General features: G+C 73.6%; 17 protein-coding genes. 8 read left to right on the top strand and 9 right to left on the bottom strand.

Features of this window, described 5'->3' with window-relative positions; translation table 11 throughout:
- Positions 1-4 precede the first annotated feature (4 nt).
- Positions 5-3,517, bottom strand: coding sequence for a methionine synthase (gene metH, locus ACZ462_RS13510; RefSeq protein ID WP_467806118.1), 3,513 nt, complete (start codon positions 3,515-3,517; stop codon positions 5-7).
- 253 nt (positions 3,518-3,770) lie between these two features.
- On the opposite strand from metH, the gene ACZ462_RS13515 reads away from it, so the two are divergent.
- The 5 genes from ACZ462_RS13515 to ACZ462_RS13535 all read left to right on the top strand — a co-directional run bounded on the left by ACZ462_RS13515 (position 3,771) and on the right by ACZ462_RS13535 (position 9,985).
- On the top strand, positions 3,771-4,538 hold the full coding sequence (locus ACZ462_RS13515; protein WP_467806116.1) for an IclR family transcriptional regulator: 768 nt from the start codon (positions 3,771-3,773) through the stop codon (positions 4,536-4,538).
- Between the two features lie 314 nt (positions 4,539-4,852).
- A complete protein-coding gene (locus ACZ462_RS13520; RefSeq protein WP_467806114.1) occupies positions 4,853-5,635 on the top strand; it encodes an MIP/aquaporin family protein in 783 nt (260 codons plus the stop codon).
- Between the two features lie 79 nt (positions 5,636-5,714).
- Positions 5,715-7,241: a glycerol kinase GlpK gene (gene glpK, locus ACZ462_RS13525; protein WP_467806112.1), complete on the top strand. Its 1,527-nt coding sequence runs from the start codon at positions 5,715-5,717 to the stop codon at positions 7,239-7,241.
- 38 nt (positions 7,242-7,279) lie between these two features.
- Positions 7,280-8,887, top strand: coding sequence for a glycerol-3-phosphate dehydrogenase/oxidase (locus ACZ462_RS13530; RefSeq protein ID WP_467806111.1), 1,608 nt, complete (start codon positions 7,280-7,282; stop codon positions 8,885-8,887).
- 126 nt (positions 8,888-9,013) lie between these two features.
- On the top strand, positions 9,014-9,985 hold the full coding sequence (locus tag ACZ462_RS13535) for a PAC2 family protein (RefSeq protein WP_467806110.1): 972 nt from the start codon (positions 9,014-9,016) through the stop codon (positions 9,983-9,985).
- A gap of 641 nt (positions 9,986-10,626) precedes the next feature.
- On the opposite strand, the gene mshC is transcribed toward ACZ462_RS13535, so the two are convergent.
- The 6 genes from mshC to ACZ462_RS13565 form a co-directional block, all read right to left on the bottom strand.
- Positions 10,627-11,856, bottom strand: a complete 1,230-nt coding sequence (gene mshC / locus ACZ462_RS13540) for a cysteine--1-D-myo-inosityl 2-amino-2-deoxy-alpha-D-glucopyranoside ligase (RefSeq protein WP_467806108.1) — start codon at positions 11,854-11,856, stop codon at positions 10,627-10,629.
- Positions 11,857-11,966: 110 nt separating this feature from the next.
- Positions 11,967-12,824 (bottom strand): SCO1664 family protein, encoded by an 858-nt coding sequence (locus tag ACZ462_RS13545; protein ID WP_467806106.1) that lies wholly within the window; start codon positions 12,822-12,824, stop codon positions 11,967-11,969.
- Positions 12,788-13,378, bottom strand: coding sequence for a DUF3090 domain-containing protein (locus ACZ462_RS13550; RefSeq protein WP_114056904.1), 591 nt, complete (start codon positions 13,376-13,378; stop codon positions 12,788-12,790). Before ACZ462_RS13550 ends, ACZ462_RS13545 begins: the two co-directional genes overlap by 37 nt.
- A gap of 87 nt (positions 13,379-13,465) precedes the next feature.
- A complete protein-coding gene (locus ACZ462_RS13555) occupies positions 13,466-14,197 on the bottom strand; it encodes a histidine phosphatase family protein (protein ID WP_467806104.1) in 732 nt (243 codons plus the stop codon).
- 241 nt (positions 14,198-14,438) lie between these two features.
- Positions 14,439-15,218, bottom strand: a complete 780-nt coding sequence (locus ACZ462_RS13560) for a ferritin-like domain-containing protein (protein WP_467806103.1) — start codon at positions 15,216-15,218, stop codon at positions 14,439-14,441.
- Positions 15,219-15,428: 210 nt separating this feature from the next.
- The gene (locus tag ACZ462_RS13565; RefSeq protein ID WP_467806101.1) at positions 15,429-16,478 is read right to left on the bottom strand and encodes an LLM class F420-dependent oxidoreductase; all 1,050 of its coding nucleotides are present in this window, start codon (positions 16,476-16,478) and stop codon (positions 15,429-15,431) included.
- Between the two features lie 100 nt (positions 16,479-16,578).
- On the opposite strand from ACZ462_RS13565, the gene ACZ462_RS13570 reads away from it, so the two are divergent.
- Positions 16,579-17,571, top strand: coding sequence for an aldo/keto reductase (locus ACZ462_RS13570; RefSeq protein WP_467806100.1), 993 nt, complete (start codon positions 16,579-16,581; stop codon positions 17,569-17,571).
- Positions 17,568-19,955 carry a helix-hairpin-helix domain-containing protein gene (locus ACZ462_RS13575; RefSeq protein WP_467806098.1) on the top strand — a complete coding sequence of 796 codons (2,388 nt, stop codon included), beginning with the start codon at positions 17,568-17,570 and terminating at the stop codon, positions 19,953-19,955. Before ACZ462_RS13570 ends, ACZ462_RS13575 begins: the two co-directional genes overlap by 4 nt.
- A gap of 76 nt (positions 19,956-20,031) precedes the next feature.
- On the opposite strand, the gene ACZ462_RS13580 is transcribed toward ACZ462_RS13575, so the two are convergent.
- Complete coding sequence (locus tag ACZ462_RS13580; protein ID WP_467806097.1) at positions 20,032-20,673, bottom strand: hypothetical protein; 642 nt, start codon at positions 20,671-20,673, stop codon at positions 20,032-20,034.
- A 47-nt stretch (positions 20,674-20,720) separates the two neighbouring features.
- Here ACZ462_RS13580 and ACZ462_RS13585 point away from each other — a divergent pair, with 47 nt between their 5' ends.
- Positions 20,721-20,909 carry a DUF5703 family protein gene (locus tag ACZ462_RS13585; RefSeq protein WP_073774709.1) on the top strand — a complete coding sequence of 63 codons (189 nt, stop codon included), beginning with the start codon at positions 20,721-20,723 and terminating at the stop codon, positions 20,907-20,909.
- Positions 20,910-20,976: 67 nt separating this feature from the next.
- On the opposite strand, the gene ACZ462_RS13590 is transcribed toward ACZ462_RS13585, so the two are convergent.
- Positions 20,977-21,674, bottom strand: a 698-nt coding sequence (locus ACZ462_RS13590; RefSeq protein WP_468251984.1) for a chaplin, incomplete at its 5' end; no start/stop codon positions are given.

Raw genomic sequence — 21,674 nt, forward strand, 5'->3', positions numbered from 1 at the left:
TGCGTCAGCGTGCGTTGAAATACTTCGCTTCGGGGTGGTGGATGACGATCGCGTCGGTGGACTGCTCCGGGTGGAGCTGGAACTCCTCCGACAGGTGCACCCCGATCCGCTCCGGGCGCAGCAGGTCGGCGATCTTGGCGCGGTCCTCCAGGTCGGGGCAGGCGCCGTAGCCGAGGGAGAAGCGGGCGCCCCGGTACTTCAGGGCGAACATGTCCTCCACGTCGGCGGGGTCCTCTCCGCCGAAGCCCAGCTCGGCGCGGACGCGGGCGTGCCAGTACTCGGCGAGGGCCTCGGCGAGCTGGACGGACAGGCCGTGCAGCTCCAGGTACTCGCGGTAGGAGTCCGACGCGAACAGCTCGGCCGTCGCCTCGCCGATCTTCGAGCCGACGGTGACGACCTGGAGGCCGACGACGTCGGTCTCGCCGGACTCCTCCGGGCGGAAGAAGTCCGCGAGGCACAGGCGGCGGCCGCGGCGCTGGCGCGGGAAGGTGAAGCGGGTCCGCTCGTTGCCGGCCTCGTCGAGGAGGATCAGGTCGTCGCCCTTGGAGACGCAGGGGAAGTAGCCGTAGACGACGGCCGCCTCCAGCAGGTTCTCCGTGTGGAGCCGGTCCAGCAGGCCGCGCAGCCGGGGCCGGCCCTCGCTCTCGACGAGCTCCTCGTAGGTGGGGCCGCCGGCGCGGGCCTGCTTCAGGCCCCACTGGCCCTTGAAGAGGGCGCCCTCGTCCAGCCAGGAGGCGTAGTCCTTCAGGGGGATGCCCTTGACGACCCGGGTGCCCCAGAACGGCGGGGTCGGGACGGGGTTGTCGACGGAGACGTCGGAGCGGCCCGCGGGCTCCTCCGGCTCGTTCACCTGCGGCAGCGGGGTGTCGCGCTTGGGGACGCGGCGCTGCTTGAGCTCGGGCAGGGCGGCGCCGGGGACGCCGCGCTTGACGGCGATGAGGGCGTCCATGAGGCGCAGTCCCTCGAAGGCGTCGCGGGCGTAGCGGACCTCGCCCTCGTAGATCTCGTGGAGGTCCTGTTCGACGTAGGCGCGGGTGAGGGCGGCGCCGCCGAGGATGACCGGATAGGTGGCGGCCAGCTTGCGCTGGTTCAGCTCCTCCAGGTTCTCCTTCATGATCACCGTGGACTTGACGAGGAGCCCGGACATGCCGATGACGTCGGCCTTGTGCTCCTGGGCCGCCTCCACGATCGCCGAAACCGGCTGCTTGATACCGATGTTGACGACGTTGTAGCCGTTGTTGGAGAGGATGATGTCGACGAGGTTCTTGCCGATGTCGTGGACGTCGCCGCGCACGGTGGCCAGGACGATGGTGCCCTTGCCCTCCGCGTCCGACTTCTCCATGTGCGGCTCCAGGTAGGCCACCGCCGTCTTCATGACCTCGGCGGACTGCAGGACGAACGGCAGCTGCATCTGGCCGGAGCCGAAGAGCTCGCCGACGACCTTCATGCCCTCCAGGAGGGTGTCGTTGACGATGTCGAGGGCCGGCCGGGTCCGCAGGGCCTCGTCGAGGTCGGCCTCCAGGCCGTTCTTCTCCCCGTCGACGATGCGCCGGCGCAGGCGCTCCTCCAGGGGCAGCGCGAGGAGTTCCTCGGCGCGGCCGGCCTTGAGGGACTTGGTGTTGACGCCCTCGAAGAGGGCCATCAGCTTCTGCAGCGGGTCGTAGTCGCCCTCACGCCGGTCGTGGATGAGGTCCAGGGCGGTGGCGACCTGCTCCTCGTCGAAGCGGGCGATGGGCAGGATCTTCGAGGCGTGGACGATCGCCGAGTCCAGGCCGGCCTTGACGCACTCGTCGAGGAAGACGGAGTTCAGCAGGACGCGGGCGGCCGGGTTGAGGCCGAAGGAGATGTTCGACAGGCCGAGGGTCGTCTGCACCTCGGGGTGGCGGCGCTTGAGTTCGCGGATGGCCTCGATGGTGGCGATGCCGTCCTTGCGGGACTCCTCCTGGCCGGTGCAGATGGTGAAGGTCAGGCAGTCGATGAGGATGTCGGACTCGTGGATGCCCCAGTTGCCGGTGAGGTCCTCGATCAGCCGTTCGGCGATGGCGACCTTGTGCTCGGCGGTGCGGGCCTGGCCCTGCTCGTCGATGGTGAGGGCGATCAGGGCCGCGCCGTGCTCCTGGGCCAGACGGGTGACCTTCGCGAAGCGCGAGTCGGGGCCGTCGCCGTCCTCGTAGTTGACCGAGTTGATGACGGCGCGGCCGCCGAGGGCCTCCAGGCCCGCCCGGATGACGTCGACCTCGGTGGAGTCCAGCACCACGGGCAGGGTCGAGGCCGTCGCGAAACGGGCGGCCAGCTCCCGCATGTCGGCGACGCCGTCGCGGCCGACATAGTCCACGCAGAGGTCGAGCATGTGCGCGCCCTCGCGGATCTGGTCGCGGGCCATCTCGACGCAGTCGTCCCAGCGGGCCTCCAGCATGGCCTCGCGGAACTTCTTCGACCCGTTGGCGTTCGTCCGCTCGCCGATCGCCATGTACGCGGTGTCCTGGCGGAAGGGGACGGTCTGGTAGAGCGAGGAGGCTCCCGGCTCGGGGCGCGGCTCGCGGGCGGCGGGGGCGAGGCCGCGGACCCGCTCGACGACCTGGCGCAGGTGCTCGGGCGTGGTGCCGCAGCAGCCGCCGACCAGGGAGAGGCCGTACTCGCGGACGAAGGTCTCCTGGGCGTCGGCGAGCTCGCTCGCGCTCAGCGGGTAGTGGGCGCCGTCCTTGCCGAGGACCGGCAGGCCCGCGTTCGGCATGCAGGACAGCGGGATGCGCGCGCTGCGGGCCAGGTAGCGCAAGTGCTCGCTCATCTCGGCGGGGCCGGTGGCGCAGTTCAGGCCGATCATGTCGATGCCGAGCGGCTCCAGGGAGGTCAGCGCGGCGCCGATCTCCGAGCCGAGCAGCATGGTGCCGGTCGTCTCCACGGTGACCGAGCAGATCAGCGGGACGGAGAGGCCGAGGGCCTCCATGGCGCGGCGGGCGCCGATGACCGAGGCCTTGGTCTGGAGGAGGTCCTGGGTCGTCTCGACGAGGAGGGCGTCGGAGCCGCCGGCGAGCAGGCCCTCGGCGTTGGCCTGGTAGGCGTCGCGGAGGGTGGCGTACGCGATGTGGCCGAGGGTCGGCAGCTTGGTGCCGGGGCCGATGGAGCCGAGGACCCAGCGCTGCTGCCCGGTGGCCGCGGTGGCGGCGTCGGCGGCCTCGCGGGCGATGCGGGCGCCGGCCTCGGAGAGCTCGTGGATGCGCTCGGGGATGTCGTACTCGCCGAGCGCGGAGTGGTTGGCCCCGAAGGTGTTGGTCTCGACGCAGTCGACGCCGACGGCGAAGTAGGCGTCGTGGACGGAGCGCACGATGTCGGGGCGGGTGATGTTCAGGACCTCGTTGCAGCCTTCGAGCTGCTGGAAGTCCTCCAGGGTGGGCTCCTGCGCCTGGAGCATCGTTCCCATGGCCCCGTCGGCGACGACCACGCGGGTCGCGAGCGCCTCTCGGAGGGCATCGGCCCGGTTCCGGGTGTCAGCGGGCAGGTTCGGCAACGAGGCCATGGAGAGCTCCCTGGAATGCGACGGCTGTCGGCTTTGCACCCTTGCCGTTCCAAGGGTGCACGCGGTCAGGGTAACCGCGCGGCGGGAGCCCCGGTGCGGGTGTCCCACGTGGCGGACTGCATGCTGTGCGCGGGGGTCGACGGGGCGGGTCCAGGACACGCTGCGGCCGGAACACGTCGCCTGACCATGCAGAAGGTCGGCATGGGCCGATAGTGTTCAGCATTGTCGAACTACATCAGCAGGAGGCTGCGCCATGGCACGGAACATCCAGTCGCTCGAACGAGCCGCTGCGATGCTGCGGCTCCTGGCGGGCGGCGAGCGCCGCCTGGGCCTGTCGGACATCGCCTCCTCCCTGGGTCTGGCCAAGGGCACGGCGCACGGGATCCTGCGCACCCTGCAGGCCGAGGGCTTCGTCGAGCAGGACGCCGCCTCGGGCCGCTACCAGCTGGGCGCGGAGCTGCTCCGGCTGGGCAACAGCTACCTGGACGTGCACGAGCTGCGGGCGCGGGCGCTGGTGTGGACGGACGACCTGGCCCGGGCGAGCGGCGAGAGCGTGTACGTGGGCGTGCTGCACAAGAGCGGGGTGCTGATCATGCACCACGTGTTCCGCCCGGACGACAGCCGTCAAGTGCTGGAGGTGGGCGCCATGCAGCCGCTGCACTCGACGGCCCTGGGCAAGGTGCTCTCGGCGTACGACCCGGTCGCGCACACCGAGGCCGTGGAGGCGGAGCGGGAGGCGTTCACGCCCCGCACGGTCACCGACGCGGCCGGCTTCGAGGAGGTCCTCGACCTGACCCGGGCGCGCGGCTGGGCGGCCGACGTGGAGGAGACGTGGGAAGGCGTGGCGTCGGTGGCGGCGCCCATCCACGACCGGCGCCGCATGCCGGTGGGCGCGGTGGCGGTCGCCGGCGCGGTGGAGCGGGTGTGCGGGGAGACCGGCGAGCCGCGGGCGGCCCTGGTGGCGTCCGTACGGGACTGCGCGCGCGCTGTTTCGCGCGACCTCGGCGCGGGCCGCTTCTAGCCCCCTCTGGACCGATTCAGGCCACTCAGCGGCCGATTCCTGCCCCCTTTTCGCCATATTTCGGCCGCCTCGAGGCTTGATGTGATCGGCTCCACGGTGCGGTAACGATCCGGCATTTGGCCTGGCCAACCCTTGACGCGTTCTTCACCCGGGCGGAAAACTGCCGTTCATCGGTCGGCATTGTCGAACACCTACCGGCAATACGCGTTAGGGTGTGGCAAGGCCAAGGACCGGTGAAGCACTCACCGAGTGCGCGGACGACGGGACGGGACCCGTGTCCGCCCACCCCTGGACGCAAGACAAAGGAGTCGCGGGTGCCCAGCTCCGACATCTTCCTCGGCGAGACCATCGGTACCGCCCTGCTCACCCTGCTCGGCGGTGGTGTCTGCGCCGCCGTCACGCTCAAGAGCTCCAAGGCCCGTAACGCAGGCTGGCTGTCGATCACCTTCGGCTGGGGTTTCGCCGTCCTGATCGCCGCCTACGTCTCCGCCCCCCTCTCCGGCGCGCACCTGAACCCGGCGGTCACCGTCGGCCTGGCCGTCAAGAACGGCGAGTGGGGCGACGTCCCCGTCTACTTCGCGGGACAGCTCCTCGGCGCGATGCTCGGCGCCGTCCTGATGTGGATCACCTACTACGGCCAGTTCCGCGCCCACCTCGCGGACCCCGAGCACATCCGGGACGCCAAGCTCGGCCCCGAGGACCCCCACCCGCACGACCAGGCGGGCCCCGTCCTCGGCGTCTTCTCCACCGGCCCCGAGATCCGCAACGTGGTGCAGAACCTCACCACCGAGATCATCGGCACCGCCGTCCTCGTCCTGGCCATCCTCACCCAGGGCCTCCAGGACGACGGCAAGGGCCTCGGCGTCATAGGCGTCCTGATCACGTCCTTCGTGGTCGTCGGCATCGGCCTCTCCCTCGGCGGCCCCACCGGCTACGCCATCAACCCGGTCCGCGACCTCGGACCCCGCATCGTCCACGCCCTGCTGCCGCTGCCCAACAAGGGCGGCTCCGACTGGGGCTACTCCTGGATCCCGGTGGTCGGCCCGCTCGCCGGCGCCGCGCTCGCCGGCGGTCTCTACAACATCGCGTTCGCCTGATCGGAACGGCCCCGCGCTCGTAGGATCCGCACCGCCCCACTGAATCCGCACTCCTCACGACCTGCCAGGAGCAGCCACCATGACCAGCAGCACCGGCCCCTTCATCGCAGCGATCGACCAGGGCACCACCTCCTCCCGCTGCATCGTCTTCGACCGCGACGGCCGCATCGTCGCCGTCGACCAGAAGGAGCACGAGCAGATCTTCCCCAAGCCCGGCTGGGTGGAGCACGACGCCACCGAGATCTGGGCAAACGTCCAGGAGGTCGTCGCCGGCGCCATCGCCAAGGCGGAGATCACCTCCGCCGACGTCAAGGCGATCGGCATCACCAACCAGCGCGAGACCACCGTCCTGTGGGACAGGAACACCGGCGAGCCGGTCCACAACGCGCTCGTCTGGCAGGACACCCGCACCGACGCCCTCTGCAAGGAGCTCGGCCGCAACGTCGGCCAGGACCGCTTCCGCCGCGAGACGGGCCTGCCGCTCGCCTCGTACTTCGCGGGCCCGAAGGTCCGCTGGCTCCTCGACAACGTGGAGGGGCTGCGCGAGCGCGCCGAGGCCGGCGACATCCTCTTCGGCACCATGGACTCCTGGGTCATCTGGAACCTGACCGGCGGCGCGCAGGGCGGCGTCCACGTCACCGACGTGACCAACGCGTCCCGCACCATGCTGATGAACCTGCACACGCTCGCCTGGGACGAGCGCATCGCGGAGTCCATGGACGTCCCGCTCGCGGTCCTCCCCGAGATCCGCTCCTCCGCCGAGGTATACGGCCACGTCAAGGACGGCGTCCTCGCGGGCGTGCCCGTCGCCTCCGCGCTCGGCGACCAGCAGGCCGCCCTGTTCGGCCAGACCTGCTTCTCCGAGGGCGAGGCCAAGTCCACCTACGGCACCGGCACGTTCATGCTGATGAACACCGGCGACAAGATCATCAACTCCTACAGCGGCCTGCTGACCACCGTCGGCTACCAGATCGGCGACCAGAAGCCGGTCTACGCCCTGGAGGGCTCCATCGCCGTCACCGGCTCGCTCGTCCAGTGGATGCGCGACCAGATGGGCCTGATCAAGTCCGCGGCCGAGATCGAGACGCTGGCCTCCTCCGTCGAGGACAACGGCGGCGCCTACTTCGTCCCCGCCTTCTCCGGCCTGTTCGCCCCCTACTGGCGCGCCGACGCCCGCGGCGTCATCGCCGGCCTGACCCGGTACGTCACCAAGGCGCACATCGCCCGCGCCGTCCTGGAGGCCACCGCCTGGCAGACCCGCGAGATCACCGACGCCATGACCAAGGACTCCGGCGTCGAGCTGGCCGCCCTGAAGGTCGACGGCGGCATGACCTCCAACAACCTGCTGATGCAGACGCTCTCCGACTTCCTGGACGCCCCCGTGGTCCGTCCGATGGTCGCCGAGACCACCTGCCTTGGCGCCGCCTACGCCGCCGGCCTGGCCGTCGGCTTCTGGCCCGACACCGACGCCCTGCGCGCCAACTGGCGCCGCGCGGCCGAGTGGACCCCGCGGATGGCCGCCGACCAGCGGGACCGCGAGTACAAGAACTGGCTCAAGGCCGTCGAGCGGTCCATGGGCTGGATCGACGAGGAAAACGCCGGCTGACCGCACCAGCCGTCGAACCGATGAGGAGCTGAAGAGACATGAGCACCCTGCAGAGCGTCCCCGCCCTGGGAACGCACCCGACCGCCGGCTCGAACCCGGGCCGCGCCGAGACCCGTGAGCAGCTGGCCAAGGCCACGTACGACCTGCTGGTCATCGGCGGTGGAATCCTGGGCACCTCGGTGGCCTGGCACGCCGCGCAGTCGGGTCTGCGGGTCGCCATGGTGGACGCCGGCGACTTCGCCGGCGCCACCTCCTCCGCCTCCTCCAAGCTCGTCCACGGCGGCCTGCGCTACCTGCAGACCGGCGCGGTCAAGCTGGTGGCCGAGAACCACCACGAGCGGCGGGTGCTGGCCAAGGACGTGGCCCCGCACCTGGTCAACCCGCTCACCTTCTACCTGCCGGTCTACAAGGGCGGCCCGGTGGGTGCGGCCAAGCTGGGCGCGGGCGTCTTCGCCTACTCCGCCCTCTCGGCCTTCGGCGACGGCATGGGCAAGGTCATATCCCCCGCCCGTGCCGTCGCCGACAACCCCGGCCTGAAGACCGACAACCTCAAGGCCGTCGCGGTCTACTACGACCACCAGATGAACGACTCCCGCGTCGCCGTCATGACGGTCCGCGCGGCCGTCGAGTCCGGCGCGGTCGTCCTCAACCACGCAGAGGTCACCGGCCTGCGCACGACGCGCGGCCGGGTCTCCGGCGCCGAGCTCAAGGACCGCCTCGACGGCACCGAGTTCGGCATCGACGCCCGCGTCGTGCTCAACGCCACCGGACCGTGGGTGGACCACCTGCGGCGCATGGAGGACAAGCACGCGCTGCCGTCGATCCGCCTGTCCAAGGGCGCGCACATCGTCATGAAGCGCAAGTCGCCTTGGAAGGCCGCCATGGCCACCCCGATCGACAAGTACCGCATCACGTTCGCCCTGCCGTGGGAGGACCAGCTTCTGCTGGGCACCACCGACGAGGTGTACGAGGGCGACCCGGCCGACGTCCGCGCCACCGAGAAGGACATCCAGCAGATCCTGGACGAGGCCGCCTTCTCCGTGAAGGACGCCGACCTCGACCGCTCCCTGATGACGTACGCGTTCGCCGGCCTGCGCGTCCTGCCCGGCGGCCCCGGCGGCGTCGAGAAGGCCAAGCGCGAGACCGTCGTCTCCGAGGGCGCGGGCGGCATGCTGTCCGTCGCCGGCGGCAAGTGGACCACGTACCGCCACATCGGCCGCGTGGTCATGGACAAGCTGGCCAAGCTGCCCGGCAGCCCGCTCACCGACGACATGGAGCCGGTCAAGTCGCTGGTCCGCCGGGTCCCGCTGCCCGGCGTCGCCAACCCGAACGCGGTCGCCCACCGCCTGCTCGTCGACCGTGAGCCCGGCGCCCGCATGGACCCGCTGACCGCCCGCCACCTGGCCTCCCACTACGGTTCCCTCGCCTTCGACGTGGCCCGCCTCGCCAACGAGGACCCGGCCCTGGCCGAGCGCATCCACCCGGACGGCCCCGAGATCTGGGCGCAGGTCGCCTACGCCCGCGACTTCGAGTGGGCCGAGACCGCCGACGACGTGCTGCGCCGGCGCACCACGGTGACCATCCGCGGCCTCGACAGCGCCGAGGTCCGCGGCCGCGTCGAGGAGATGCTGGACCGCAAGGCATAGCCTTCCGCGCCGTGGGGAAGAGGGGCGGTTCCGGGGGGAACCGCCCCTCCGTCGTGGGCTGTGGCAGCCGTCCCCGCAAGCCTTAGGCTGACCCCCGTAGGCAAGGAACTTCGGAAGGAGACCTGGGTGATCGAGCTTGAGGGCGTGCCCGAGCTGATCGACCCGGTCATGGTGGCCGCGTTCGAGGGCTGGAACGACGCGGGCGACGCGGCGTCCGGTGCGGTCGCGCACCTGGACCGGGAATGGAAGGGCGAGGTCTTCGCGGCGCTCGACGCCGAGGACTACTACGACTTCCAGGTCAACCGGCCCACCGTGTGGCTGGACAACGGCGTCAGGAAGATCACCTGGCCGACGACGCGGCTGTCCGTGGTGCGGATCGGCGGCGCCAAGCCGCGCGACCTCGTCCTCGTGCGGGGCATCGAGCCGTCGATGCGGTGGCGGTCGTTCTGCAACGAACTCCTCGGCTTCGCCCACGAGCTGGGCGTCGAGATGGTCGTCATCCTCGGCGCCCTCCTGGGCGACACCCCGCACACCCGTCCGGTCCCCGTCAGCGGGGTCACCTCCGACCCCGACCTGGCCCGGACGATGCACCTGGAGGAGACCAAGTACGAGGGCCCCACCGGCATCGTCGGCGTCCTCCAGGAAGCCTGCACGCACGCCGGGGTGCCCGCCGTGTCGCTGTGGGCGGCCGTCCCCCACTACGTCTCCCAGCCGCCCAACCCGAAGGCCACGCTGGCCCTGCTGAACCGGCTCGAAGACCTCATCGACGTACGGATCCCGCTCGGCGAGCTGCCCGAGGACGCGCGGGCCTGGCAGCTCGGCGTCGACCAACTCGCCGCCGAGGACAGCGAGGTCGCCGAGTACGTGCAGACGCTGGAGGAGGCGCGGGACACCGCGGACCTGCCGGAGGCGTCGGGGGACGCCATCGCCCGGGAGTTCGAGCGCTACCTCCGCCGCCGGGACCCCTCGGCGGACCCGGGCCCCGCCCCCGGCGACCCCTCGTACCTCCGCGACCCGTCGCCGGGCCGCCCCCGCCCCCGCAGGTCCCCGGACCCTGAGGAGGACCCGGGCGAGACCCCGGACCCCCCGCAGCCGTGACCGGCCGGGGCTCCGGCTCGCCGCGGCACGCCCCGGGGGGGCGGCTCCGGGGCCGCTGCGCGGTGCCGACTCCCCGCCCCGCCCCTTCCCGAAACGGGGACTCCGCCCCCGCCCCCAAACGGGCGCTCCGCGCCCGTTGCGCTCAAACGCCGCGCGGGCTTGATTGTGCCCGGCGCCCCTCCGGCAAAGCCGCCGCCACAAGCCCAAGCCGACCCGGCCTGGCACGGCCGACGGTCCCACCGGCGGCAATCCAGCCCCGCCGACTCATCTAGCCCCGCCGACTCATCCAGCCCCGCTGACCCCCTCCAGCCCCGCCGGCGTTTGAGGCGCGGGGGCACGGGGGCAGGGCCCCCGAACCACCATCGGCCCGGCAGCCGGCCGAGTGCCGGCGGCCCCCACCTAGCCTCGCCGGCGTTTGAGGCGCAGGGGCACGGGGGCAGCGCCCCCGAAACCACCCGCCGCCGGGCAGCCGAACACGAACGCCGGTCCCCTCCAGCCCCGCCGGCGCTTGAGGAGCGGGAGCACGGGGGCAGGGCCCCCGAACCACCATCAGCCCGGCAGCCGGCCGAGTGCCGGCGGCCCCCACCCAGCCTCGCCGGCGTTTGAGGCGCAGGCGAGGGGGCGGGGCCTTCCTGGGTGGGTTACAGGGCTACGCCAAGGAGGGCGTCCACCGTGCGGGAGACCAGGCCCGGCGCCGCGGTGTCGTCGCCGTCGGCGGCGTTCTGCGCCTCGACCCACCGATCCACAGCGGCCAGCGCCCCCGGCGCGTCGAGGTCGTCGGCGAGCGCCGCCCGCACTTCCTCGACCAGCGCGTCGGCCGGCAGGCCGTCCGGCCGGGACACGGCGGCACGCCACCGCGCGAGCCGCGCTTCGGCCTCGGCGAGGACCTCGTCCGTCCACTCCCAGTTCTCGCGGTAGTGGTGGGCGAGCAGCGCGAGCCGGATCGCCGCCGGGTCGACTCCGGCGCGCCGCAGGGCGGAGACGAAGACCAGGTTGCCCTTGGACTTCGACATCTTCTCGCCGTTCAGGGCGACCATTCCGGCGTGGACGTACGCCTTGGCCATCGGGAACTCGCCGGTGAGCACCTGCGCGTGGGAGGCGCCCATCTCGTGGTGCGGGAACGCCAGGTCGGACCCGCCGCCCTGGATGTCGAAGCCCATGCCGAGGTGGTCCAGAGCGATGGCGACGCATTCGATGTGCCAGCCGGGCCGGCCGGGGCCGAGCGAGGCGCCGTCCCAGCTGGGCTCGCCCGGGCGGGCGGCCATCCACAGCATGGGGTCGAGGGGGTTCTTCTTGCCGGGGCGCTCGGGGTCGCCGCCGCGTTCGGCGGACAGCAGCCGCATGGCCTCCGCGTCGAGGTGGGACACCTCGCCGAAGTGGGGGTCGGACTCCACGGAGAAGTAGACGTCGCCGTCCAGCTCGTACGCGGCGCCCGCGTCCCGGAGCCGTTCGATGAGCGGCACGATGCCCGGTATGGCTTCGACGGCGCCGATGTAGTGCTGCGGCGGCAGGATCCGCAGCGCGGTCATGTCCTCGCGGAAGAGTGCCGTCTCGCGCTCCGCGAGCTCGGTCCAGTCGTGGCCGTCGCGCAGGGCCCGCTCCAGGAGGGGGTCGTCGACGTCGGTGACGTTCTGGACGTAGTGGACCTGGCGCTTGGTGTCGAGCCACACGCGCTGGACGAGGTCGAACGCGTTGTAGGTCGCCGCGTGACCGATGTGGGTCGCGTCGTACGGGGTGATGCCGCAGACGTAGATGCGGGCGACGGGACCGGGGTCGAGGGTGATCTTCCCCTGGGTCGCGGTGTCGTGGATCTGGAGGTCGCGGCCCTTGCCGGGCAGGGCGGGGACCTCAGAAGCGGGCCAGGCATGCATGCCTTGAGCCTAACCGGACGGGTGTTCCGGAAACTAACCGGACCAGCACTGTTGGCCGGATGGGCGCTCTTGCACCGCGGCCCGTTCTGTGCGTGCCCGCCGGGGCGGGCTCAGACCGGCGGCCAGGGGATCGACGGCCACTGCCCGGACGGTTCGGGGTGGACTCCGGTGCGCAGCAGGCGGGCGACTCTGGCCCGTACGGCGGCCAGCTCGGCCGTGGTGATCAGTTCGGCCAGGCGAGTGGCGAGGGGCTGCCCGTCGGCGAGCTGCCGCTCCAGCCGGGCCAGCACCTCGCACGCCTCGGCGGTCAGGGGTTCCCCGGCCCAGCCCCAGAGCAGGGTGCGCAGCTTGTCCTCGACGTGGAAGGTGACGCCGTGGTCGATGCCGTAGAGGCGGCCGCCGGGCGCGGGCAGCAGGTGGCCGCCCTTGCGGTCGCCGTTGTTGATCACGGCGTCGAGGACGGCGAGCCGCCGCAGCCGCGGGTCGTCGGCGTGTACGAGGAGGGCGGTGCGGCCCTCCCCGACCTCGGCGAGGGCGACCGGCTTCCAGCCGTCCCCGGCCTCCTCGCCCTCGACGAGGGCCAGCAGCCCGGCGCTGTCGGCGTCGGCGCCGCTGCCGCCGTCCGGCGCGGCGTCGATCCACTGCTGGACCATGCCTTCCCCGTACGGCCCGTCCCGGAGCACGGTCGGCGGGACGAGGCCCCAGCCGGTGGCCTCGGAGACCAGGTAGGCGGCGACCTCGCGGCGCGCCAGGTTGCCGTCGGGGAAGTCCCACAGGGGGCGCTCCCCCTTGACGGGCTTGTACACGCAGTCGGTGCGGGCGCCGCCGCGGGCGGCCGTGCACAGCAGGACGGCGTTCGACGCGCCGGGGATCCGCCCGACGACGGTCAGCTCGCCCTCGGCGAGCAGTTCCTCCAGCTCCCCCGCGGTGTTCACACCTGGCGCCGGTAGCCGTTCTGGCGGGGGCACACGTGGCCCTCGGGGTCCAGGGGCAGGCTGCACAGCGGGCACGGCGGCCGCCCGGCGTTGACGACGTCCAGGGCGCGCTTGGCGAAGGCCCGGGCCTGTGCTCCGGTGAGGCGGACCCGCAGCATGGGCGGGCCGTTCTCCTCGTCCTGGAGGAGCCGCTCCTCCGCCTCGGCGAGGTCCTCCTCGGAGTCGGCGTCGAGTTCGACGAGCGCCTGCGCTTCGACGATCATGCGCTGTTCCTCGCCGTCCCAGGCCAGGGCCATGGTGCCGACGCGGAACTCCTCGTCGACGGGGACGTCGAGGGGCGCGGTGTCAGCGGCCTCGGCGGGCGCGACGGCCGGCACCGCCGCGTTGCCGCCGCTGCGCCGCACGACCTCGTCCAGCAGTTCGTCCATCCGCTCCGCGAGCGCCGCCACCTGCGTCTTCTCCAGGGAGACGCTGGTGATGCGGGGGCCGGCGGAGGCCTGCAGGAAGAACGTACGGCGTCCCGGCAGACCGACCGTGCCGGCCACGAAGCGGTCCGGCGGGTCGTAGAGGAACACCTGACGGGGCACGTCCAGTCTCCAAGTCTTCGCTGCGGGTGCGGCGGCGGGGCGTGGCCGCGCCGTGGGGTGGCCCATCCACCCTACTGCGCCGTTCGATCACGCCGCGCCCGCACCGCCTCCCACGACCGCGTTCCCGCCGTCCTCGGTGGAGGCTTCGAAGGTCTCGGTCTCGGTGGCGGCGGCGTCGGGGGCGGGGCGCGGTGCGAGGGAGGCGAAGTCGCCGGTGTCGCCGAGCCTGAGCAGGAAGGGCCTGGTCGGGGTGTAGCGGACGGCGGTGACGGAGCAGGGGTCGACGTGGATGCGCTGGAAGAGGTCCAGGTGCATGCCGAGGGCGTCGGCGACGAGGGATTTGATGATGTCGCCGTGCGAGCACATGAGGAAGACGGCGTCGGCGCCGTGCTCCTCCTCGATGCGGGCGTTCCAGTCCCGTACGGCGTCGACGGCGCGCGCCTGCATCGCCCGCATGGACTCACCGCCGGGGAAGGCGGCGGCCGACGGGTGCTGTTGCACGATCTTCATCAGGGGTTCTTCGGCGAGTTCCGCGAGTTTGCGGTTCGACCAGTCGCCGTAGTGGCATTCGCCGATCCGCTCGTCGGTGTGCAGCGACAGGTCGGGGCGTTCGGCGAGCAGCGGCTCCAGGGTTTCCCGGCAGCGCCGGAGCGGGCTCGTGACGGCCGCGGCGAGCGGTACGCCGGCGAGCCGTCCGGGCAGTGCGCGGGCCTGCTCCGCGCCGCGTTCGTCGAGGCTGACCCCCGGGGTCCATCCGGCGAGCAGCCCTGCGGTGTTGGCGGTGGACCGCCCGTGTCGTACGAGGATCAGCGTGGCCATGGCGCAAGACTAGGGGGTGCTGCGGAAGTCCTGTTGCGGTGCCCGCGGTGCCCGGTGCGTGCTCTCGGCGTGCCGGGCGAAGGCCCTCGTACCGGGCGTACTCGGGGCTTCGGCCGGTGCGGCGGGAGTGCGTGCCGGGCGCCGTGGGCACCGTGCGGGACTTTCGCAACCCCCTGGCGGCGTCCGGGGTGGCGCACACGGGGAGTTGGGCTGCGTCGGCGGGCGGCTGCCGGGCCGGCGGCTATACGGGGGCCGGGGCGGGGGTGCCGAGGGCGTCGAGGCGTTCCGGCATGCGCAGGCGGGCCATGCGGTGCCAGCCGGCGAACCGCTCGTACGCGTACACGGCGCGGATGCCGGCGGCGAGGGCGGCGGACTTGGCGGCGGGCCAGCGCAGCAGCCGTCCCATGTGGTCCATGACGGCGAGGCTGACGTCCCGGTGGACGGCGATCTCGGCGAGGGCGCTGTCGCGCAGGACGCGCTGGATGGCGCGGCCGTGGCCGCGGCGGGCGAGGCGCAGCAGCTCTTCGTGGCAGTAGGCCAGGTGGTTGTCCTCGTCGGCGCTGATCATGCGGACGGCCCTGCCGATCTCGGGGTGGTCGCCGAAGTGCCGTACGAGCAGGGCCATCTGCTCGGCGGCCCGCTGTTCGGTGACGCGGCTGTGCGCGAGGTACACGACGACGTCCTGTTCCGTGAGCGGGTCGTCGGCGCGCAGCTTCGTGTGGGCGAGGCCGATGCCGCGCCGCTCCAGCAGCATCGTGTAGTCGGTCTCGGGCGGGACGGGGACGGGCGGCAGTCCGCGCTTGCGCAGCAGTGCCCGGAAGATGCGGCCGTGCTTGTCCTCGTCGGCGCCGTGGCGGGCGACCTTGGGGGCGAGGTCGCGCATGCCGTCGGGGACCAGGGCGGCGATGCGGGCGTTCTCCCAGCCGCCCTGGGCCTCGCCGCTGGCGGCGATGGAGCAGAAGAGCCGGAAGGAGTCCTCGTTGTCGAGGATCTCCTGGAACACGCTGCGGGCCGAGAGCATGCTCCGAGTCAACGTGGGGACGCCCGGGCGGGCAACCGAGGGGGCGTTCCCGCTCCTCCGTTCGGGTGACGGCGGGGGTGGCCGGGGTGCGTAACCCCGGGGGCGGCGCGCGCGTTGTTGCGGTGTCGGCCGTGGCGGGGAGACCCCCGAGCCCCCACCACGGCCGCAGGCTTCCGGGCCCCGGTCTCCCCGGGGCCCGCTTCGCGTCCGTCAGGCGAGGCCTGCGTGTTCCAGGGCCTGCGTGCCGGCGCGCAGGGCGGTGATCCGCTCCTCCAGGGTGAATCCGGCCGGGGCGAGGGTCAGGGTGGTGACGCCGGCCTCGGCGTAGGCCCGCATGCCGTCCGCGATGCGCTCGACGGAGCCGAGCAGGGTGGTGGAGTCGATCAGGGAGTGCGGGACGGCGGCGGCTGCGCCCGCCTTGTCGCCGGCCAGGTACTTGTCCTGGATCTCCGCGGCTTCCTTCTCGTAGCCCATGCGCTGTGCGAGCTGGTTGTAGAAGTTCTGCTTCCGGCTGCCCATGCCGCCGACGTAGAGGGCGGTGTACGGGCGGAACATGTCGGCGAGGCCGGGCACGTCGTCGCCGACGGCGAGTGGCACGGTCGGGCAGACGTCGAAGCCGTCCATGCCGAGCCCGGCCTTCTCGCGGCCGGCCCGGATGTGGCGCAGCGCGGTGGCCTCCAGGTGTTCGGCGGCGGGGAAGATCAGCAGGGCGCCGTCGGCGATCTCGCCGGTCTGCTCCAGGTTCTTCGGGCCGATGGCGGCGATGTAGAGCGGGATGCGCTCGCGCTCCGGGTGGACGGTGAGCTTGATCGGCTTGCCGGGGCCGCCGGGCAGGGGCAGCGTCCAGTGCTCGCCCTCGTAGGAGAGGCGCTCGCGGGTCATCGCCTTGCGGACGATCTCGACGTACTCGCGGGTGCGGGCGAGCGGCTTGTCGAACTTCACGCCGTACCAGCCCTCGGAGACCTGCGGGCCGGAGACGCCGAGGCCGAGGCGGAAGCGGCCCTTGGTGAGGGAGTCGAGGGTGGCGGCGGTCATCGCGGTCATCGCGGGCTGGCGCGCCGGGATCTGCATGATCGCGGAGCCGACGTCGATGCGCCGGGTCTGGGCGGCGACCCAGGACAGCACGGTGGGGGCGTCGGAGCCGTACGCCTCGGCGGCCCAGCAGACGTCGTAGCCGAGGCGGTCCGCCTCCTGGGCCACGGCGAGGTTGTCCGCGTCCATGCCGGCGCCCCAGTAGCCGAGATTGATGCCGAGCCGCATGTGTCGTCCCCTTACCGGTTTACCGATCAGTAACGTTGGTCTGGGCGGACTGTAGCGCGCCAGGGTCCGCCGCGTCAGTGCCCCAGTAGTCTCAGCGCCCATGGAGCAGAGGCATCTCGGCCGCACCGGCCTGCGCGTGTCCCGGATCGGCCTCGGCACCCTGACCTGGGGCCGTTCCGAGGACGGGCCGGACGAGGCGGGCGCCGCGGAGCTGTTGAAGGCGTTCTGGGAGGCGGGCGGCACGCTCGTCGACACCGCCGACGTGTACGGGGGCGGCGACGCCGAGTACCTGCTGGGCCGGCTCGTCGGCCCGCTCGTCCCGCGCCGGGACCTCGTCATCGCGACGAAGGCGGGCAGCGTGCCCGACCCCGACCGGCGCTTCGACGGCTCGCGCGGGCACCTGCTGGCCGCTCTCGACGACTCCCTGAAGCGCCTCGGCACGGACCACGTCGACCTGTGGCAGGTCCACGCCTTCGACCCGGCGACCCCGCTGGAGGAGACGCTGCAGGCCCTGGACCTGGCCGTCAGCAGCGGGCGCGCCCGGTACGCGGGGGTGTCGAACTTCAGCGGCTGGCAGCTGGCCAAGGCGGCGACCTGGCAGCTGGCGGCGCCGGGCGGGCGGACCAGGCTGGCCAGCACGCAGATGGAGTACTCCCTGCTCCAGCGGGGCGTGGAGCGGGAGGTGCTGCCCGCGGCCCGCGACCTGGGCGTCGGCCTGCTGCCGTCGTCGCCGCTGGGGCGGGGGGTCCTGACGGGCAAGTACCGGGCGGGCACCCCGGCGGACTCGCGGGGCGCGTCCCCGGCCATGGCGGGCTTCGTGGAGCCGTACCTCGACGACGCGGCGGCGGGCATCGTGGACGCGGTGGCGACGGCCGCGCACGGCCTGGCGGTGACGCCGCTCCAGGTGGCGCTGGCGTGGGTGCGGGACCGGCCGGGGGTGGTCGCGCCGATCGTCGGTGCGCGGACGTCCGCGCAGCTCGCGGAGGCCCTGTCGGTGGAGGAGCTTACGCTTCCGGAGGAGATCTGCCGGGCGCTGGACGACGTGTCCGCGCCGGTGCACCGCTACCCCGACCAGGACTGGAGCACGCTGTGAGCACGGACCGCGACGCCGAGGCCGAAGCCGTAGCCGCTGCCGCGGAAACCCCGACACCGCCCGCCGGCCAGCAGCCGCCCGGCTCCCCTGCCGGCCCCGGCACGGGGGGCGCGGCGGCCGAAGCCGAGCCCGCCTCCGGGGACGGCGGACACCCGGGGCCGGAAGAGGACGGCGCGGCGGACGACCCCGCAGCCGCCGGTCCCACCGCAGCCGACGACTCCCCGGACGGCGCGGATCCGCAGGACGCGGGCGGCGGCGACGCCGCGGAGCACGGGGCTTCGGCCGGCGGCGGAGCGGGAGAGGACCCGGCGGGGGACGGGCCCGTCGGCGCCCGCGACGGCGGGGACCCGGAGGGCACCGGCGGCGGTGAGGCCGTGGCGGGTGCCGGCGGGGGCGAGGGGGCGCAGCTCAGTGAGGCCGAGGCCGAGCTCGCGGCGCAGCGGTACGAGCGGGAGCGGATCGCGCGCCGCAAGGCGGAACGCCCGGCCCCGGTGGAGGCGGGCGGCAAGCTCAGCGGCAAGGCCGCCGATCTGCTGGCCGCCGTACGGGCCGTGGAGAGCGGGGCGTCCGCGCCGCTGTACTTCGACGACGCCCCGGCCGCCCCGCGCAGGCCCGCCCCGGAGGCCCCCGCCGCCCGCGCGCCCGAACCGGCCGCGCAGCCGTCTCGGCCGCGCCCGGAGGCCGCCGCGCCCGCCGCGCCCCCCGCGGAGCGCGTCGAGGCGGTACGGGCCGTGCTCGCGCGCGGCAGCGCCCCGGCGGAGCTGGCGGCCCCGGCGGCGTCCGTGCTCGGTGAGGACGCGGCCGAGCAGCTCGCCGAGGACCCGTGGCGGCTCCTCGCCGTCGCGGGGGTCCGTCCGAACCAGGCGGACGGGTTCGCACGGGCCCTGCTGGGCCCCGGCGCCGGACCGGCCGACGAGCGCCGCGGCGCGGCGCTCGTCGGCTGGCTGCTGGAACAGGCCGCGCTCAAGGGCCACACCGCCCTGGAGGCGCCCGCCCTGGAGTCCGCCCTGGCCGGCTACGGGGTCCCCGCCCCGGCCGAGGCGCTCGGCCAGGCGATCGCCGAGGGCCTGGTCCTGGTGTTCCACGAGCCGGTGGCCGAACCGGCCGCCTCTCAGGATTCCGACGCCGGCGCCGAGCAGCCCGTACGGGTCCTCGTCGGCCTGGAGGGCCACGCGCTGGCCGAGGAGAGCCTGGCCGACGGCCTGGCCCGGCTGGCCGGCACGTTCACCGGCGAGGGCGCCGCCGCCTGGGAGCCGCCCGCGGCCGACACCGGCGCCGACCTGGTCCGCGCCGCCGCGGCGCACGGCCTGGTCGTGCACACCGGCGGCAAGGCCGCCCGCGCCGAGCCGCTGGCCCTGGTGGCGGCGGCCCGGGAGCACGGGCTGCGCACCTGCCTCGCCGCGCACGCCCCCGCCCCGGGGGCCGTCACCGTGGCCGGGCTGCTCGCCGGGACCGAGGGCCCCGAGCGGGACGCGGACGGCCGGTTCGCGCTGGACCTGCTCGTCGTGCTGGACGCGCCGCAGCTCGACGTGGAGAGTGCGGCCGCCCTGGTGGAGTCGGTGCCGGACGGCGCCCGCCTGGTGCTGTCCGGGGACCCCGCGGTCCTGGGATCGGCGGGCCCCGGCCGGGTGTTCGCGGACGTCCTCGCGGCCCGTTTCTGCCCGCAGGTGGCCTCCCGGATCCCGGATCCGGGCCCGATCGGCGAGCTGGTCTCGGGCATCGGGATCGGCGAACTGAACCAGGTCGACGCCCCGGGCCGGGAAGTCGTCATCGTGCCCGTCCGGGACGCGGGCGAGGCGGTGCACCGCACGGTGCAGCTGGTCGCCGAGTCCGTGCCGCGGGCCTTCGGCATCGGGGCGGACGGCGTGCAGGTCATCACCCCGGGCCACGGCGGCTCGGCAGGCACCCGCGCGCTGAACGCGGCGCTGAAGGAGCGGCTCAACCCGGGGCCGGGCCGGTTCGGCGGCTTCGACCCGGGGGACCGCGTCGTCCACGTGCCGTCGCCCGGGCGGGCCGTCCCGGCGCGGGTGGTGTCGGCTGACGCCGCAGGCCTGCACCTGGACGCCGCGGGCGCGCGGGTCGTCGTACCGAAGGAGCTGGTGGAGTCGCGGGTGCGGCACGGCTGGGCGGTCACGGCGCACCAGGCCGTCGGCGCGCGCTGGCCGGCCGTGGTCGTGGTCCTGCCGGGGGACGCGGTGCCCGCCCTGTCGCGGGACTGGGTGTACACGGCGTTCGGGCGGGCCGAGCGGCACCTGTCCGTGGTGCACGGCGTCGACCAGGCCCTGCCGCGCGCGGTCGCGGAGGTGCTGCCGAAGCCGCGGACGACGCGGCTGGCGGGCCTGCTGCGAGCCCTCGCGGCCGCGGCGCAGGACCGGCCGGAGTAAGGGCGCGGGCCACGCGGCCGGCCCCCCGTCCCGTGGCGGGCGGGGGGGCCGGTCGTGTCTGCGGCGCGGGGAGGGGTCAGGCCGGCGCCAGGCCGGGCTCCGCGGGCTCGTCCTCCTCCTCGTCGTCGTCGAAGACGGCGCTGACGTCGAACCGGTGCAGGACGTCCTGCGGGCCGGTGCCGTCGAACGGCGCGGCGAGCCACTCCCCCGGCTCCGGGATCTCGCGGGACGCGGCGATCCACAGCGTCGAGTCGCCCTCCTCCAAGCCGAAGTCCCTGGCCCGGGAGGCGATCTCGTCGGGCTCGTACTCCCCGAAGAGGACGCCGAGGGCCCCGGCGGTGCCGCCGTCGTGGACGAGCTCGGCGTCGCGGTCGTGCGCGGCGACCCGGTCGGCCTGCGCGACCAGCCGCCCCGGGTGCACGACGGCGTAGTCGCGGCGGATGAGCACGCTGAAGGCGGCGGGCTCGGCGGGTCCGGCGTACGGGGCTCCGTCCTCGGGGGTGGGGATCTCGAACGGGGTGACCTCGTCGTAGCGGTCGTAGAGGAGCTCGTCGTACTCCTCGGCTGCGGCGGCGAGTTCGTTGAAAGCGGCGTAGACGGCCGGGTCCTCGTCCCCGACCCTGCTCTCGACAGCGGCGAGGTGGCGGTCGATGGCGGCCTTGACGGCCTCGGCGGCGGCGCGAACCTCGGCAACAGTGGGCAGAGCGGCATCAGACATAGAGCAGACGCTATCCGTAGCGGGGCGGTGCCCGCACAATAGATGCGATGCCGGAATACGAATTCGTCGACGTGTACGTGCCTCGCGGGGTCCCCCGCAAAGAGGCGACCCGACTGCTGACCGACCACGCCGAGTACGGGAACTGGGAACTCGACCGGCTGAGCCTGCACAGGGACGGCAGCCGCAGAGTGCGGCTGCGCCGCCGGATCATCCGTCAGGTCCGGGCGACCTGGTGACGGGCTGACCTGGAGACACGGCGCCGGCCCCGCCCGGGAAGGGCGGGGCCGGCGCGGTGACGGTACGTCAGCCCGTGCTGCGGGCCCGCCGGTAGAGCACGGCCCCGGCCAGCAGCGTGCCGGCGGCCAGCGGAACGGCCACGCCGAGGACGTCGCCGGCTCCGGTCGCGGCAAGCCCGGCCTGCCGGGGCGGCTCGATCCCGACCCCGGGACCGCCGGGCGTCACCGGACCTCCGCCGGGGTTGCCCGGCTGGCCCGGAGTACCCGGGTTCCCCGGGTTCCCCGGGTTGGCGGGGTTCCCCGGGTTCCCCGGGTTGGCGGGGTTCCCCGGGTTGCCGGGGTTGCCCGGACCGTCCTCGTCGCACGGCTCGTCCGGATCCTGCGGACCGCCCGGCTGACCCGGATCGCCGGGCTGGCCCGGGTTCCCCGGCCGGCCGGCGTCGTTGGCGCAGCGGTTGCCGAACGCCGGGTTCAGCAGCCCGATGACGTCAATCGTGTTGCCGCAGACGTTCACCGGCGCACTCACCGGCGCCTGCACGTTGTTGCCGGACAGCACGCCCGGCGAACCGGCGGCCTGCCCGGAGGCGCCGGCGCCGCCGCCGGAAGTGCTGGGGTTGCCGGGCTGGCCCGGGTTGCCGGGCTGGCCCGGGTTCCCCGACTGGCCGGCGCCGTTGGCGCAGCGGTTGCCGAACGCCGGGTTCAGCAGCCCGATGACGTCAATCGTGTTGCCGCAGACGTTCACCGGCGCACTCACCGGCGCCTGCA

Source organism: Streptomyces sp. NPDC031121, assembly GCF_055570615.1.

Excerpts from the sequence above, each read along its gene's own strand:
- metH (WP_467806118.1), bottom strand. The coding sequence starts at position 3,517 with ATGGCCTCGTTGCCGAACCTGCCCGCTGACACCCGGAACCGGGCCGAT.
- ACZ462_RS13515 (WP_467806116.1), top strand. The coding sequence starts at position 3,771 with ATGGCACGGAACATCCAGTCGCTCGAACGAGCCGCTGCGATGCTGCGG.
- glpK (WP_467806112.1), top strand. The coding sequence starts at position 5,715 with ATGACCAGCAGCACCGGCCCCTTCATCGCAGCGATCGACCAGGGCACC.
- ACZ462_RS13530 (WP_467806111.1), top strand. The coding sequence starts at position 7,280 with ATGAGCACCCTGCAGAGCGTCCCCGCCCTGGGAACGCACCCGACCGCC.
- mshC (WP_467806108.1), bottom strand. The coding sequence starts at position 11,856 with ATGCATGCCTGGCCCGCTTCTGAGGTCCCCGCCCTGCCCGGCAAGGGC.
- ACZ462_RS13555 (WP_467806104.1), bottom strand. The coding sequence starts at position 14,197 with ATGGCCACGCTGATCCTCGTACGACACGGGCGGTCCACCGCCAACACC.
- ACZ462_RS13560 (WP_467806103.1), bottom strand. The coding sequence starts at position 15,218 with ATGCTCTCGGCCCGCAGCGTGTTCCAGGAGATCCTCGACAACGAGGAC.
- ACZ462_RS13565 (WP_467806101.1), bottom strand. The coding sequence starts at position 16,478 with ATGCGGCTCGGCATCAATCTCGGCTACTGGGGCGCCGGCATGGACGCG.
- ACZ462_RS13570 (WP_467806100.1), top strand. The coding sequence starts at position 16,579 with ATGGAGCAGAGGCATCTCGGCCGCACCGGCCTGCGCGTGTCCCGGATC.
- ACZ462_RS13580 (WP_467806097.1), bottom strand. The coding sequence starts at position 20,673 with ATGTCTGATGCCGCTCTGCCCACTGTTGCCGAGGTTCGCGCCGCCGCC.
- ACZ462_RS13585 (WP_073774709.1), top strand. The coding sequence starts at position 20,721 with ATGCCGGAATACGAATTCGTCGACGTGTACGTGCCTCGCGGGGTCCCC.